The sequence below is a fragment of the Georgenia wangjunii genome (assembly GCF_036421975.1).
Classification (GTDB): domain Bacteria; phylum Actinomycetota; class Actinomycetes; order Actinomycetales; family Actinomycetaceae; genus Georgenia_A; species Georgenia_A wangjunii.
This window is the reverse complement of sequence record NZ_JAZGON010000001.1, coordinates 12,818-27,020: the sequence shown is the minus strand read 5'-3', so window position 1 is coordinate 27,020 and position 14,203 is coordinate 12,818. Positions and strand designations below refer to the sequence as shown.

General features: G+C 75.9%; 14 protein-coding genes. 10 read left to right on the top strand and 4 right to left on the bottom strand.

Annotated elements, in window-relative coordinates; all coding sequences use genetic code 11:
* Positions 1 to 65: 65 nt before the first annotated feature.
* From glmS to V2J63_RS00120, 3 genes are read left to right on the top strand one after another with little or no spacing between them, the layout of a single operon-like run.
* A complete protein-coding gene (gene glmS / locus V2J63_RS00130) occupies positions 66 to 1,922 on the top strand; it encodes a glutamine--fructose-6-phosphate transaminase (isomerizing) (protein ID WP_331228956.1) in 1,857 nt (618 codons plus the stop codon).
* Entirely contained in the window at positions 1,919 to 2,275 is a 357-nt protein-coding gene (locus tag V2J63_RS00125) for a holo-ACP synthase (protein WP_331228955.1), read from the top strand. Before glmS ends, V2J63_RS00125 begins: the two co-directional genes overlap by 4 nt.
* Before the next feature lie 4 nt (positions 2,276 to 2,279).
* Positions 2,280 to 3,824 (top strand): bifunctional ADP-dependent NAD(P)H-hydrate dehydratase/NAD(P)H-hydrate epimerase, encoded by a 1,545-nt coding sequence (locus V2J63_RS00120; protein WP_331228954.1) that lies wholly within the window; start codon positions 2,280 to 2,282, stop codon positions 3,822 to 3,824.
* Between the two features lie 10 nt (positions 3,825 to 3,834).
* Here V2J63_RS00120 and V2J63_RS00115 read toward each other — a convergent pair whose 3' ends face one another.
* Positions 3,835 to 4,212: a glycosyltransferase family 2 protein gene (locus V2J63_RS00115; RefSeq protein WP_331228953.1), complete on the bottom strand. Its 378-nt coding sequence runs from the start codon at positions 4,210 to 4,212 to the stop codon at positions 3,835 to 3,837.
* Positions 4,213 to 4,377: 165 nt separating this feature from the next.
* Here V2J63_RS00115 and alr point away from each other — a divergent pair, with 165 nt between their 5' ends.
* Genes alr through rimI form a run of 5 tightly spaced genes read left to right on the top strand, consistent with a single transcriptional unit; the run spans position 4,378 to position 8,150 of the window.
* A complete protein-coding gene (alr, locus tag V2J63_RS00110; RefSeq protein WP_331228952.1) occupies positions 4,378 to 5,532 on the top strand; it encodes an alanine racemase in 1,155 nt (384 codons plus the stop codon).
* Positions 5,529 to 6,050, top strand: a complete 522-nt coding sequence (gene tsaE, locus V2J63_RS00105) for a tRNA (adenosine(37)-N6)-threonylcarbamoyltransferase complex ATPase subunit type 1 TsaE (RefSeq protein ID WP_331228951.1) — start codon at positions 5,529 to 5,531, stop codon at positions 6,048 to 6,050. Before alr ends, tsaE begins: the two co-directional genes overlap by 4 nt.
* A gap of 32 nt (positions 6,051 to 6,082) precedes the next feature.
* Positions 6,083 to 6,925, top strand: a complete 843-nt coding sequence (locus V2J63_RS00100) for a hypothetical protein (RefSeq protein WP_331228950.1) — start codon at positions 6,083 to 6,085, stop codon at positions 6,923 to 6,925.
* A gap of 20 nt (positions 6,926 to 6,945) precedes the next feature.
* Entirely contained in the window at positions 6,946 to 7,665 is a 720-nt protein-coding gene (tsaB, locus tag V2J63_RS00095) for a tRNA (adenosine(37)-N6)-threonylcarbamoyltransferase complex dimerization subunit type 1 TsaB (protein ID WP_331228949.1), read from the top strand.
* Entirely contained in the window at positions 7,662 to 8,150 is a 489-nt protein-coding gene (gene rimI, locus V2J63_RS00090; RefSeq protein WP_331228948.1) for a ribosomal protein S18-alanine N-acetyltransferase, read from the top strand. Before tsaB ends, rimI begins: the two co-directional genes overlap by 4 nt.
* A 97-nt stretch (positions 8,151 to 8,247) precedes the next feature.
* On the opposite strand, the gene V2J63_RS00085 is transcribed toward rimI, so the two are convergent.
* Together V2J63_RS00085 and V2J63_RS00080 are read right to left on the bottom strand one after the other, a co-directional pair.
* On the bottom strand, positions 8,248 to 8,871 hold the full coding sequence (locus tag V2J63_RS00085) for a malonic semialdehyde reductase (RefSeq protein WP_331228947.1): 624 nt from the start codon (positions 8,869 to 8,871) through the stop codon (positions 8,248 to 8,250).
* Between the two features lie 154 nt (positions 8,872 to 9,025).
* Positions 9,026 to 10,408 carry a GntP family permease gene (locus V2J63_RS00080; protein ID WP_331228946.1) on the bottom strand — a complete coding sequence of 461 codons (1,383 nt, stop codon included), beginning with the start codon at positions 10,406 to 10,408 and terminating at the stop codon, positions 9,026 to 9,028.
* Positions 10,409 to 10,630: 222 nt separating this feature from the next.
* Between V2J63_RS00080 and tsaD the strand changes: the two genes are divergently transcribed.
* Positions 10,631 to 11,674 carry a tRNA (adenosine(37)-N6)-threonylcarbamoyltransferase complex transferase subunit TsaD gene (tsaD, locus tag V2J63_RS00075; RefSeq protein WP_331228945.1) on the top strand — a complete coding sequence of 348 codons (1,044 nt, stop codon included), beginning with the start codon at positions 10,631 to 10,633 and terminating at the stop codon, positions 11,672 to 11,674.
* A 1-nt stretch (position 11,675) separates the two neighbouring features.
* Positions 11,676 to 13,055: a glycoside hydrolase family 15 protein gene (locus V2J63_RS00070; RefSeq protein ID WP_331228944.1), complete on the top strand. Its 1,380-nt coding sequence runs from the start codon at positions 11,676 to 11,678 to the stop codon at positions 13,053 to 13,055.
* Here the strand turns inward: V2J63_RS00070 and V2J63_RS00065 are convergent.
* Positions 13,052 to 14,188: a glutamate--cysteine ligase gene (locus tag V2J63_RS00065; RefSeq protein WP_331228943.1), complete on the bottom strand. Its 1,137-nt coding sequence runs from the start codon at positions 14,186 to 14,188 to the stop codon at positions 13,052 to 13,054. The two genes, V2J63_RS00070 and V2J63_RS00065, sit on opposite strands and share 4 nt — an antisense overlap.
* Positions 14,189 to 14,203: the final 15 nt, after the last annotated feature.

Genomic DNA, 14,203 nt, shown 5'->3' with positions numbered 1-14,203 from the left:
GGCGCACCGGGACGCCCGGTGGCGCACCGGGCGCCCGGCGCCGCGCGGCCGATACTGTGTCCCGCATGTGTGGAATCGTCGGATACATCGGCCCGGCAGCGCCGGGCCCACGCGCGCTCGAGGTCGCCCTCGGTGCCCTGGGGCGTCTCGAGTACCGCGGGTACGACTCCGCCGGCGTCGCGCTCGTCACCCCGGCCGGGCTGGCCGTTCGCAAGCGCGCGGGCAAGCTCGCCAACCTCCGTGGGGCGCTCGAGGAGGACCCGCCCCCCGAGGCGACCGCGGCGATCGGCCACACGCGGTGGGCCACCCACGGCGGGCCGACGGACGTCAACGCGCACCCGCACACCTCGACGGACGGGCGCCTCGCCGTCGTCCACAACGGGATCATCGAGAACCACGCCTCCCTGCGCCGCGCCCTCGCCGCCGACGGCGTCACGCTCACCTCGCAGACCGACACCGAGGTCGTCGCCCACCTCCTGGGCGCCGCGTACGACGCCGCCGGTGACCTCACCACCGCGATGCGGGACGTCACCGGCCGGCTCGAGGGCGCGTTCACCCTCGTGGCCGCCCATGCCGACGCCCCGGGCACCGTCGTCGCCGCCCGGCGCAACTCCCCGCTCGTCGTCGGGCTGGGCGAGGGCGAGAACTTCCTCGGCTCGGACGTCGCCGCGTTCATCGAGCACACCCGCGAGGTCCTCGAGATGGGGCAGGACCAGGTCGTCACGCTCACGGCCGACTCCGTCGTGGTCACAGCCGCCGACGGCACGCCGGTCGAGCCGGGCCGCTACACGGTGACGTGGGACGCGACCGCTGCGGTCAAGGGCGGTTTCGCGACGTTCATGGACAAGGAGATCCACGACCAGCCCAAGGCCGTGGCGGACACCCTCCTCGGTCGCACGGACGAGCAGGGCTACCTCCAGCTCGACGAGCTGCGCATCGACACCGCGATCCTGCGCAGCATCGACAAGATCATCGTCGTCGCGTGCGGGACGGCGGCCTACGCCGGGCACGTCGCCAAGTACGCCGTCGAGCACTGGGTGCGCATCCCCGTCGAGGTCGAGCTCGCCCACGAGTTCCGCTACCGCGACCCGGTCGTCAACGAGAAGACCCTCGTCGTGGCCATCTCCCAGTCCGGGGAGACGATGGACACGATCATGGCCGTCCGGCACGCGCGCGAGCAGGGCTCGAAGGTCCTCGCCGTCGTCAACACGTACGGCTCGACGATCGCCCGCGAGGCCGACGCCGTCCTCTACACGCACGCCGGGCCGGAGGTGGCCGTCGCCTCGACGAAGGCCTTCCTCGCCCAGATCACCGCCACCTACCTCCTCGGCCTCTACCTCGCCCAGCTCCGCGGGACGAAGTACCTCGAGGAGGTGGCCGGCTACCTCGACGAGCTCGGCCGGCTGCCCGCGCGGATCCAGGAGGTCCTCGACCGCGCGGAGGAGGTCCGCGAGGTCGCCCGCTCGATGCGGGACGCCACGTCGGTCCTCTTCCTCGGCCGGCACGTCGGCTACCCCGTGGCGCTCGAGGGCGCGCTCAAGCTCAAGGAGCTCGCCTACATCCACGCCGAGGGCTTCGCCGCCGGCGAGCTCAAGCACGGGCCCATCGCCCTCATCGACGCCGGGCAGCCCGTCATCATCGTCGTGCCCACCCCGCGCCGCCCGACCCTGCACGCCAAGGTCATCTCCAACATCCAGGAGGTCCGCGCCCGCGGCGCGCGCACGATCGTCATCGCCGAGGACGGCGACGACGCGGTGCTCGACTGCGCGGACGTCATCTTCCGGATCCCGCCCACCCCGACCCTCATGACGCCGCTCGTCGCGGTCGTCCCGCTCCAGGTGTTCGCCTGCGAGCTCGCCGGGGCGAAGGGGCTCGACGTCGACCAGCCGCGCAACCTCGCGAAGTCGGTGACGGTGGAGTGATCGTCGGCGTCGGGATCGACGTCGTCGACGTCGCGCGGTTCATGGACACCCTCGCCCGGGTGCCCAGGCTCGGCGAGAAGCTCTTCACCCCCGACGAGCGCGACCTCCCCCCGGCCTCCCTCGCGGCGCGCTTCGCCGCGAAGGAGGCGATCGCCAAGGCGCTCGGGGCCCCCGGCGGCATGTCGTGGCAGGACTGCACGGTCGAGCGGGTCCCCGGCGGCGCGCCGGTCGTCCACCTCCGCGGCACGGTCGCGGCGCGGGCGGACGAGCTCGCCGTCGCGCGCTGGCACGTGTCGATCTCCCACGACGCCGGGATCGCCTCGGCCATGGTCGTCGCCGAGAGCGGGGGCTGAGGACGTGCTCCGCGCGTACACCGCCGCGGCCGTGCGGGCCGCCGAGGAACCGCTCGTCGCAGCGGGTGCCCCGGACGCCCTCATGCGCGAGGCGGCGTTCGCCCTCGGCACGGCCGTCCTCGGGGAGCTGCGCGGCCGTGGGGCGCGCGTGCCGGGGAGCGTCGTCCTCCTCCTCGTCGGCGGGGGCGCCAACGGCGGCGACGCCCTCTACGCCGGCGTCCGGCTCGCGGCGCGCGGGGCGCTCGTCCACGCGGCGCTGTGCTCCGAGCAGGTCCACGCACCCGCGCTCGCCGCCGCCCGCCGGGCGGGGGTGCGTGTGCACGAGGTGGCCGCCGCCGGCGGGCTCGACGTCGGCGCGCTCCTCGACCTCGCGCGGCGCTCGGGCGTCTGGGTCGACGGCCTGGCCGGCACGGGCACGCGCGGCGCGCTGCGCGAGCCGCTCGCCGGCGCGGTGCGGGCCCTCACCGACGAGCTCGCCGGGTCGCCGGACGAGCCCGTCGTCGTCGCCGTCGACGTGCCCTCGGGCATCGGTGTCGACGACGGGGCGCTGCCCGGCGCGGTCCTGCCGGCGACCCTCACCGTGACGATGGGCGCCCCCAAGCCGGGGCTCCTCCTGCCGCCGGCGGCGGCGAGCGCCGGGCGCCTCGCGCTCGTCGACCTCGGGCTGGAGGCCGGCCTGGGGGCCGGTGAGCCGGCCGTCTGCCGGCTCACGAGCGCTGACGTCGGGGACCTGTGGCCCGTGCCGGTCGCGAGCGACCACAAGTACACCCGCGGCGTCCTCGGGCTCCTCGCCGGCTCGGCCACGTACCCGGGGGCCGCCGTCCTCGCCGCCGGCGGGGCGCTCGGCGCGGGGCTCGGGATGGTGCGCTACCTCGGCCCGCGGGAGGTGACGACGCTCATCCACGCCCGCCACCCCGAGGTGGTCCCGGGCGAGGGGCGCGTCCAGGCGTGGGCGATCGGCTCCGGGCTCGACCCGCAGGACGGCGCCCGGGCGGACGAGGCCCGCGCGGCGGTCTCCGCGGCCGCCACCGACCAGGCCCCGGCCGTCCTCGACGCCGGTGCCCTCGCCCTGCTGCCGGAGCGGCTGTGGCCGGGCGCCGTCCTCACCCCGCACGCGGGCGAGCTCGCGACCCTGCTCGGCACCCGCGGGCACGACGTCACCCGCGCGGAGGTCGAGGCCGAGCCGCTGCGACACTCGCGCCTCGCCGCCGGGCTCACCGGGGCGACGGTCCTCCTCAAGGGCGAGCTCACGGTCGTCGCCGGGCCGTCCGGGCCGGCCTACGCCCAGGACGCGGGGCCGAGCTGGCTCGCCACCGCCGGGAGCGGGGACGTCCTCACCGGTGTCCTCGGGGCGCTCCTCGCCGGCTGCGCCGACGAGGTCGCCGCGGACGGCCCGGGCGGCGACCTGCCGGCGCGGCTCGCCGCGGCGGCGGCCCTCGTCCACGGCCGGGCCGGTGACCTCGCCGCCCGCGGCGCCCCGACGACCGCGAGCGGGGTCGCGGCGGCCGTACCGGACGTCCTGCGCGAGATCCTCGCCGGCACGGGCTAGGCCCGGCCCCTCAGCGGGCGCCTTGACGCAGCGCCCACCGCCCGGTCGCCGGGTCGAGCGCGGCCACCCCCGCGTCGGCGAGCTCGGTGAGCCAGCCCTCCATGGGCCACCAGCCCCACCGCTCGTGGAAGACGTTGGCGTTGGCGACCATCTCACCGGCTCGCGCGGGGGAGGCGCTCGGCGGGTGGTGCTGGTGGAACGCGCTCGCCCCGCCGACCCACCACAGCTCGACGCCCGCCGCCCGGGCCAGCTGCCCGAAGTCGGTGTCCTCGGCGCCGTAGCCGCGGTAGGCGGTCGAGAACCCGCCGAGCCGGGTCCACGTCGCGGCGCTGACGGCGAACGAGAGCGACCAGAAGAGCGTGTAGTCCTCGCCGCGCTCGAGGATCATCTTTCGCGCGCCGAGCGCGGTCCGGGGCGGGCGCGACCGGGGAGGGCGCCCGCGCGTCGTCCGGCGGCGGCGGGACCGCGGGAGGCGAGGCCGCACGGGTGGCGGCAATGCACCGGCGCGGCCCGGCACCACGTCGCGCCGGCGGCGCGGTGGGAGACTTGCCCGGTGAGCTACTACCCGGCCCGGGCCGTCGTCGACCACGCCGCGATCCGTGCCAACGTCTCCCGGCTGCGCGAGGCGGCCGGCCCCGCCGACGTCATGGCGGTCGTCAAGGCCGACGCCTACGGCCACGGCCTCGTGCCCGTCGCGCGCACGGCGCTCGCGGCCGGCGCGACCTGGCTCGGCGTCGCCCAGCTCGCCGAGGCACTCGCCCTGCGTGCCGCAGGCGTCGGCGCACCTTTGCTCACGTGGATCTACGGGCCCGGTGCGCCGCTCGACGAGGCGCTCACGGCGGACCTCGACCTGTCCGCCTCCGCGCCGTGGGCGCTCGCCGAGATCGCCGCGGCGGCGCGCGCGACCGGCCGGACCGCACGGGTCCACCTCAAGATCGACACGGGGATGGCCCGGGGCGGGGCGACCGCCGCGGACTGGCAGGCGCTCGTCGTCTCGGCCGCACGGCTGCGCGCCGAGGGCGTCCTCGACGTCGTCGGCATCTGGTCCCACCTCGCCCGTGCCGACGAGCCGGGCCACCCGGCCACCGCGGCGCAGGTCGCGGTCTTCACCGATGCCGTCGAGCGTGCCGAGCGGGCCGGCCTGCGCCCGCACGTGCGCCACCTCGCCGCCTCCTCCGCGACGCTCACCGCGCCGGCGACCCACTTCGACCTTGTCCGCCCTGGGCTGGCTCTCTACGGGCTCTCGCCGGTGCCGGCCGTGGCCTCCGCCGCCGCGCTCGGGCTGCGCCCTGCGATGCGGCTCGAGGCGGACGTCGTCCTCGTCAAGGACGTCCCCGCCGGCACCCCCGTCTCCTACGGGCACACGTACGCCACGAGCGGGCCGACGCGCCTCGCTGTCGTCCCGCTCGGCTACGGTGACGGAATCCCGCGCCACGCGAGCAGCGCCGGGGGAGTCCAGGTCGCGGGGCGCCGCGCGCTCGTCGCGGGCCGGGTCTGCATGGACCAGGTGACGCTCGACCTCGGCTCCCCGGACGTCCCCGTCGCGGCCGGGGACGTCGCCGTCCTCTTCGGGGACGGCAGTGCGGGAGAGCCCACCGCGCAGGACTGGGCCGAGGCGGCCGGGACGATCTCCTACGAGATCGTCACGCGGCTCGGCGAACGCGTGCCCCGCGTCCACGTCGGGGCCGAGGAGGAGGACGGACGATGAGCGCGACGTACGAGGTCGATCTCGCCGGGCCCGAGGAGACGCGCGCGCTCGGGTCCCGGCTGGCGGGTGTCCTGCGGGCGGGCGACCTCGTCGTCCTCACCGGTGACCTCGGCGCGGGCAAGACGACGCTCACGCAGGGGATCGGCGCCGGCCTCGATGTGCGCGGCCAGGTCGCCTCCCCGACGTTCATCATCGCGCGGACCCATCCCCCGCTCGGCACGGGACCCGCCCTCGTCCACGTGGACGCGTACCGGCTCGCCTCGCTGGAGGAGGTCGACGCCCTCGACCTCGACACGTCGCTCGAGGAGTCCGTCACCGTCGTCGAGTGGGGCGCGGGCCTCGTCGAGGGGCTCGCGCAGGACCGTCTCGAGATCGACGTCCGCCGCCCCCGCGGGGGGCTCGACCCCGCCGCCGCGGAGGTCGCCGACGCCGGCACGCGCCACGTCGTCGTGCGCCCGGTCGGACCGCGCTGGGAGGGCGAGAACCTCCCCGCGGTCGTCGGCGGCGCCGTAGTCTGAGGCCGGACGCCAGCGTCGGCGGAAGGAGCACGATGCACCTGCGCAACCTCGTCGGAGCGCTCGCCCTGCTCGCCGTGCTCGCACCGGGGCCCGCGCTCGCCGTCGAGGCCGGCGTCGAGCCCGAGCCGGCGGTCCCCGCCGAGGTGGCCGCCTGGTTCGTCGCGGCGGCCGACGAGCACGTCCGCGAGGGCGCCGAGGTCCTCGACGTCCCCGAGGACCAGCGTGACGACATCGCGGTCGGTGCGCCGCGCGTCGTGCGCGCGTGGGCGGACAGCTTCATCGACGGCAGCGCGCTCGAGCCGGTGAGCGTCCCCCTCGAGGAGTGGATCGCCCCGCTCGTCCTCCAGTCCGCGGAGCAGCCGGCGCCCGTCGGCACGGTCCGCGCGTGGCGCGACCCCGAGCAGGGCGGCGCCGTGTCGCTGGCGACGATGGACGGTGACACCGAGCTGGCCGCCACCCTCCTCTCGCTCGCCCCCGGGGTGGCGTTCATCCTCGACGCCCCGCTCGACGCGTGGTTCTCGGCGGCGGACGGGGAGATCTGGCCGCTGACGAGCCGCGCGGAGGAGGTGCTCGTCGGGTCCGTGCCGGTCGAGGCCTTCCAACCCCTCCTCGCCGAGCGTTACGAGGCGGCCGAGCGGGGGGGCGGTGGGGACAGTGCCGGCGGGGCAGGGGAGCCCTCGGAGGAGGACGACGGGCCGCGGCCCGTGCTCGTCGCCGTCCTCGCCGTCCTGCTCCTCGGCGCGGCCGCGGGCACCGTCGTCGTGCGCCAGCACCGGCGCACGGACTCCCGGCTCGACGCGGACGTGCGCGGCGACCACCCGGACGACGGGGCCCCGGTCGGCCCAGGTGTCCCGGTCGACGCGGACCGCCCGTAGCAGCGCCTACGCTGGGGCGCGTGCTCATCCTGTGCCTCGACACCTCAGCCGGCAGCGCCGTGGCCCTGTGCGAGGGGCGGACCGTCCTCGCCCGCGCGGAGAGCGTGGACCAGCGCCGCCACGCCGAGACCCTCACCCCCCTCGTCCGCGACGTGCTCGCGCAGGCGGGACGCGCTCCCGGTGACCTCGACGCCGTCGCCGTCGGGACGGGCCCCGCGCCCTTCACCGGGCTGCGCGTCGGCCTCGTGACGGCGCGCACGACCGCCCACGCCCTCGGGATCGGCCTCCACGGCGTCTCGAGCCTCGACGTGCTCGCACGGCAGGTCCTCGACGCCGCTCCCGGTGCCGGTGACGTCGTCGTCGCCACCGACGCCCGCCGCAAGGAGGTCTACTGGGCCCGCTACCGCGCGGACGGCGCGGACGACGTCGCGCGGCTCGCCGGCCCGGAGGTCTCCGCACCGGACGAGCTCGCGGCGCGGCTGGTCGCCGGGGACGCCCGTGACGAGGGCGCGGACGCGGGTGGCGCCGTCCTCGCCGGCCGGGGCACCGAGCTCTACCCCGCCGCCCTGCCGTCCGCGCCGGGCCTGCCCGTCACGCTCGACCCCGCCGTCCTCGCGCGCATCGTCACCGCGCGCCTCGCGCGCTCGGCGGGCGGGGTGGAGGTCGAGCTCGGCACCGAGCCGCTGTACCTGCGCCGCCCGGACGTGACGATGTCCGCCGGGCGCAAGCGCGCGTCATGAGCGAGGGCGGGATCCGCCTGCGGCCGCTCGAGACGGGGGACCTCGACCGGGTCATGGAGCTCGAGGCGGAGCTGTTCGGCCCGGGTGCGTGGTCCCACGGCGCGTACGTCGAGGAGCTCCGCGCCGCCGACCGCCGGTACGTCGCAGCCCTCGACCCGGCGGGGACCGTCGTCGGGTACGCGGGGATCGCGCTGGCCGACGAGGCGTCCGTCATGACCGTGGGCGTGGCGGGGACGCACCGGCGGCGCGGGATCGGCCGGCTCCTCCTCGAGCGGCTCCTCGAGCACGCCCGTGCCGCCCGCGCGCGCGAGGTCTTTCTCGAGGTGCGCGCCTCCGACACCGGGGCCCAGCGCCTCTACGCGGGCGCCGGGTTCGAGCCGATCGGCGTGCGGAAGCGGTACTACGCGGCCGAGGGCGAGGACGCCGTCGTCATGCGGCTCGTCCTGCGCCCACGCGGAGGACCCGTGGGAGCCGAGGTCCGCTGAGGCGCACGGTCCCGCCGTGCGCGCTGAGCGGTTGAAGGCGCGGTGGATCAGCACGGACGCGGCGCGGGCGGGGTCGAGCCGGGCTGCCGCCGTCGCCTCAGAGCACCTCGACGACGTCGGCGAAGTCCAGGCGCGCGGCGCGGGGGCGCACCGCACCCGGGGTGCCCGCGGGCGCGTGGCCGACGTTGAGGACGACGAGCGCGCGCCAGCCGTTCGCGGCGAAGAGCTCGGCGTCGACGCCGGCAGCGTCCATGCCGGTCATGGGGCCGACGTGCAACCCGGCGCCGCGCAGGCCGACGAGGAGGTAGCCGACCTGGAGGAGCGCGCTCGTGCGGGCGAGCGCCTCGCGGACCTCCGGCTGCGCGTCGAGGTCCTCGCGCATCCCCGCCCCGTGCGGGGCGAGCACGGGCAGGTGCTCGTGGAAGGACGGGTCGTACGCGGCGACGAGCGTGAGCGGGGCGGCGAGGGTCTTCGCCTGGTTCCCGGGAGCGAGCTGCGCGACGAGCCGCTCGCGCGCGGGCGCCGAGGTGACGACGGCCAGGCGCAGGGGTGAGGAGTTCATCGCGGTCGGCGCCCAGCGGACCGCCTCGTACACCGCGCGGACGGCTTCGACCGGGACGGGCTCGTCGGTGAACGTCTCGACCGTGCGAGCCTGGGTGAAGAGCAGGTCCCAGGCATGCTCGTCGAGGGCGGCGGACGTGGGAAGCTCAGTGATAGTCACATCTTCAACTAACACGGTGACCGGCGCGATCGTGCCCCCGCGCGGATGTGAGCTCGCTCACCACACGCGACCGGGACGAGTCCCGGGAACGGACGAAGGACGCCGTCGCCGCCGCCCGCTGGGCCAGGCACCCCGAAGGGCACCGCTTCCTGGACTAGAAGATGAGGAAGATGGCGCACGCCAGCGCGAAGCCCATGACGGCGATGAGGGTCTCCAGCACCGTCCACGTCTTCAGAGTCGTCTTGACGTCCATGTCGAACAGCCGGCCGACGAGCCAGAACCCGGAGTCGTTGACGTGCGAGAGGCCCACCGACCCGGCGGCCGTGGCGAGCACGATCGCCGCGAGCTGCAGCTCGCTGAAGCCCCCGGCCGCCACCGCCGGCTGGACCAGTGAAGCCGCTGTGATGAGCGCAACCGTCGCCGAGCCCTGCGCCACGCGGAGCAGGAGGGCGATGATGAAGGCCGCGAGGATGACGGGCAGACCGAGGTCCTGCAGCGTGCCGGAGAGTGCGTCGCCGATCCCCGAGGACCGCAGCACACCGCCGAACATGCCACCGGCGCCGGTGATGAGGATGACCGAGGCCACCGGACCGAGCGCGGAGTCCAGCGTCTTCTCCAGCGCCGACTTCTCCACGCCGCGCCGGTTGCCGAGCACGACGGCGGCCACGATGACCGAGATCAGCAAGGCGACCGGGGTCGCCCCGATGGTGGACAGCACGCCGTACCAGGATGCCTCGGCGTCGACCAGCCCCTCGGCGCGCGCCATGTCCAACCCGGTGTTGAGGAAGATGAGCAGCACGGGCAGCACGAGCAGGAGGACGATCGTGCCGGCCGAGGGCGGGTTGAGGGCGGGGTCCTTGTCCTGCTTGCCACCGGAGAGGATGTCCGGCACCGAGAGCGGGAACCGCCGGCCCGCCCACTTGCTGAACAGGTAGCTCGTGACGTACCAGGTGGGCACGGCGACCACCAGGCCGGCGAGGAGCACGAAGCCGGAGTTGGCGCCGAGGAGCTCGGAGGCGGCCACGGGGCCGGGGTGGGGTGGCACGAACACGTGCATGACCGAGAACGCCCCAGCGACGGGCAACCCGAAGAGCAGCAACGGGGCGTTGAGCCGGCGGCCCGTCGCGAACACGACGGGCAGCATGACGACCAGCCCGGCGTCGAAGAAGATCGGGAAACCGAAGATCAGCGAGGCCACGCCCAACGCCAGGGGCGCGCGGTCGTCACCGAAGCGGCGCACCAGGGTGGCGGCCAGGGCCTGGGCGCCGCCCGAGGTCTCCACGAGCCGGCCGAGCATCGCGCCCAGGCCCACGAGCAGGGCGACCGAGGCGAGGGTGCCGCCGAATCCGTCGGTCAGGACGCCGACGACCGAGCCTGCCGGGATGCCGGTGGCGAACGCGGTCAGGAGGCTGACGAGGATGAGCGCGACGAACGCGTGCATCCGGAGCCTCATGATGAGGAACAGCAGCACCGCCACGGCGGCGACCGCGATCCCCAGCAGGGCGGGCGCCCCCAGGGTCTGGGTCCACTGCTCCATCGGTCAGCCCCCCGGCGTCGGTGACTCTGTGCTGAGCTGCAGCGCTCGAGGCAGCTCCTGCTCGAGCTCGCTGACCTGACGACCGTACGGCTTCGGGCGAGAACGCACCAGGGGCGCAGCAGCGGTCGCGCGGCGGCCCCGCCGACGCCGGGTCCTCCGCGGCCGACCTCCCTCGGGCGGGGGTGGGTCCGCTCACCCGCCACGCGCGACTAACCTTGCCCCGTGAGCGAACCCCTGGTCCTCGGCATCGAGACGAGCTGCGACGAGACAGGTGTGGCGCTCGTACGAGGCCGCGAGCTCCTCGCCGACGTCACCGCCTCGTCGATGGACGAGCACTCCCGCTTCGGCGGGATCGTGCCTGAGGTCGCCAGCCGCGCCCACCTCGAGGCGTTCGTGCCCACGCTCGACGCCGCCCTCGAGCGCGCGGGCGTCGGCCTCGCCGACGTCGACGCGATCGCCGTGACCGCCGGGCCGGGGCTCGTCGGCTCCCTCACGGTCGGTGCCGCCGCCGCCAAGGCCCTCGCGCTCGCCACGGGCGTGCCGCTGTACGGGGTCAACCACGTCATCGGGCACATCGCCGTCGACGAGCTCGTCGACGGTCCGTTCCCCGAGCGGCTCATCGGCCTGGTCGTCTCGGGCGGGCACACCTCGCTGCTCGAGATCCGGGACATCGCCACCGACGTCGTCGAGCTGGGCCAGACCCTCGACGACGCGGCGGGGGAGGCCTTCGACAAGGTCGGCCGGCTGCTCGGGCTGCCGTACCCCGGCGGCCCGCACGTCGACAGGCTCTCCCAGCAGGGCGACCGGGAGGCCATCCGGTTCCCGCGGGGGCTCTCCCGCGGCAAGGACGTCGCCCGCCACGCCTACGACTTCTCCTTCTCCGGCCTCAAGACGGCCGTCGCCCGCTACGTCGAGGGCCGCGAGGACGCGGGCGAGGAGGTGCCCGTCGCCGACGTCGCCGCCTCCTTCTCCGAGGCCGTCGCCGACGTCCTCGTCACCAAGGCCCTCGCCGCCTGCCGGGACGCGGGCTGCTCGACCCTCGTCATCGGCGGCGGCTTCTCGGCGAACTCCCGGCTGCGGGCGCTCGCGGCCGAGGAGGGGGCCCGGCTCGGCATCGACGTGCGCATCCCGCCGATCCGCTACTGCACCGACAACGGCGCGATGATCGCCGCGCTCGGCGCGGCGATGCTTCGCTCGGGCGTCGAGCCCTCGGCGCTCGACCTCGCCACCGACTCCGGCATGCCGCTCGCGACGATCCGCGCCTGACGTGCGGCGCTGGGTCGGCCGCCTCACCCTCGTCCTCGTCTGTGCGGTCCTCGCCTCGGCCGTCGTGCGGGCCCCCGCGCCGCACGAGGCCCACGTCAGCCTCTACCTCGACGGGGTCCACCTCATGGCGGACGGCACGGTCGCGCCCGTGCCCGCCGGGTCCGGTGCGACGTACCTGCCCGGATCGCGCGTGCTCGCCGGGGACCCGGCGGCCCGTGACCGCGCCGCCGCCCAGCGCGCGTGGCTCGCCACCGGCACCGTCCCCGGGGCCGGCACCGCCTACGAGGAGCTGGTGGCGGGCGCGCTGCTCGACCTGCACACCCTCACGGGGGCGCGCCTGCGCGGCGCCGGCGGCGCGGTCACGCCCGCCTCCCCCGGGGCGGCGGTGGCGGGCTGGACCGACCGCTGGCGCTACGTGTGGCCCCGCGACGCGGCGTTCGTCGCCGTCGCGCTCGCCCGTACCGGGCACCCCGAGGACGCCCGTGAGGTCCTCGCCTTCCTCGCCGGCGTCCAGGCCGGTGACGGCCTCCTCGAGGCGCGCTACCTCCCCGACGGCTCCGGCCCGCCGGACGGGCGGGGGATCCAGCTCGACGGGCTCGGCTGGGTGCTGTGGGCCGCCGGTGAGGTGCTCGCCGAGCTCGACGCCGCCACCGCGCAGGAGGCGTTCGCCGAGCTGCGCCCGCTCGTCGACCGCGCGAGCGAGCAGGTCCTCGCGCTCACCGCGGGCGCCTCGCACCTGCCGCCCCCGTCGCCGGACTACTGGGAGGTGCCGGAGCGCGAGCTCACGCTGGGCACCGTCGCGCCGATGCTCGCCGGGCTCGAGTCCGCCGCGGGCGTCTACGCCCGGGCCGGGCACGCCGGTCGCGCGGAGACGATCCGCACCCGGGCGGTCGAGGTGCGCGGCGCCGTCGAGGACGCCTTCGGGCCCGGCTACCACCGCTACGCCCGCACCGGCCCGCTCGCGCTGCTGCGGGGGAGCGGGCACCGGGACGCCGCCACGGCCGTGCTCCTGCCGCCGTTCGTCCCCGTCCCGCTCGCCGGCGCCGAGGCGGCCTGGCTCGCCTCGGCCGAGGAGATGGCGCGCCCGGCCGGCGGTCTCGCGCCGGGGGCGGGGTGGAAGCAGGACGGCATCTCGTGGACGCCGCAGACGAGCCTGTACGCGCTCGCGGCCGCGAGCAACGGCCACCCCGGGCTCGCGCGGGAGTGGCTCGACTGGCTCGCCGCCCACCGCACGGCGTCGGGGGCGATCCCGGAGAAGGTCCTCGCCGACGGCGCGCCGGCCGCCGTCGCCCCGCTGACGTGGTCGAGCGCCAACGTCGTCCTCGCCGTGCTCGCGCTCGAGGAGGCCGGCGCGCTCGAGCGAGCGCCGGGCGCTCGCTAGAGCGGGCGCCCGGCGCGCATCTCGGCGACGAGTGAGGCGACGACGGCGTCGAGGTCGCCGTCGTTGCGCCGGGCCACCGCCCGCTGGCGCTGGTACGACGCGCCCTTGCGCAGGATCGTGCGCACGCCGTCGAGCTCGGAGAGGCAGCCGAGCCGGTCGGCGACCGGCGTGAGGGTCTCGAGCAGCTCGGGGAGGGACTCGGTGACGAGCTGCTCGTTGCCGGCGGCGTCGAGGATGACGATGGCGTCCATCCCGTAGCGCGCCGAGCGCCACTTGTTCTCCTCGATGAACCACTGCGGCATGCTCGGCAGCTCCTCGCCCCGGTCGAGCATGGCGGAGAAGTGCTCGACGAGGCAGTGGGTGAGAGCCGCGAGGGCGAGCACCTCGGAGAGGTTGGAGGCGCCGTCGAACGCGCGGACCTCGAGGGTCCCGAGGTGCGGGGCGGGCCGGATGTCCCAGCGGATCTCGTCGAAGGCGTCGATGACGCCCGTATGGGTCATGCCCTGGGCGTACTCCTCGAGCTCGGACCACACACCGAACGGCTGGGGGAGCCCGGCGGTCGGCAGCTGCTGGAACAGGAGTGCGCGGTTCGAGGCGTAACCGGTGTCGCTGCCCGCCCAGTACGGCGAGGACGCCGCGAGGGACTGCAGGTGGGGGAAGTACGTGAGCATGGCGCGCAGGATGGGCAGGACCTTGTCCCGGTCCTCGATCCCGACGTGGACGTGGACGCCGTAGATGACCATCTGCCGCCCCCACCACTGCGTGCGGTCGATGAGGGTGGCGTACCGGCCCTTGTTCGTCACCCGCTGGTAGGCGGGCCGGGCGAAGGGGTGGGTGCCGGCGCACATGAGGTCGACCCGGAGCGGGTCGATGACGGTGCGCAGCTCCTCGACGGTCCGTTCGAGGTCACGCCCCGCCTCCCCGACGGTGTGGCACACGCCCGAGACGACCTCGATCGTGTTGAGGAGGAGCTCGGCGTGGACGTTGGGGTGGCTCTCTGCGCCCGCGGGGCGCACCGCATCGAGGACGGTCTCGGCGACCTGCCGCAGGTCTCCGGAGTCCGCGTCGACGAGCGCGAGCTCCCACTCGATGCCCACCGTCGAGCGCTCCGACGAGGCGAAGGGGATCCTCATGCGCCCATAGTGCCG

What these genes read in the sequence shown, in the direction of transcription:
- glmS (WP_331228956.1), top strand. Translation starts at nt 66, where the DNA reads ATGTGTGGAATCGTCGGATACATCGGCCCGGCAGCGCCGGGCCCACGC.
- V2J63_RS00115 (WP_331228953.1), bottom strand. Translation starts at nt 4,212, where the DNA reads ATGATCCTCGAGCGCGGCGAGGACTACACGCTCTTCTGGTCGCTCTCG.
- tsaE (WP_331228951.1), top strand. Translation starts at nt 5,529, where the DNA reads ATGAGCGCGACGTACGAGGTCGATCTCGCCGGGCCCGAGGAGACGCGC.
- V2J63_RS00100 (WP_331228950.1), top strand. Translation starts at nt 6,083, where the DNA reads ATGCACCTGCGCAACCTCGTCGGAGCGCTCGCCCTGCTCGCCGTGCTC.
- rimI (WP_331228948.1), top strand. Translation starts at nt 7,662, where the DNA reads ATGAGCGAGGGCGGGATCCGCCTGCGGCCGCTCGAGACGGGGGACCTC.
- V2J63_RS00080 (WP_331228946.1), bottom strand. Translation starts at nt 10,408, where the DNA reads ATGGAGCAGTGGACCCAGACCCTGGGGGCGCCCGCCCTGCTGGGGATC.
- V2J63_RS00065 (WP_331228943.1), bottom strand. Translation starts at nt 14,188, where the DNA reads ATGAGGATCCCCTTCGCCTCGTCGGAGCGCTCGACGGTGGGCATCGAG.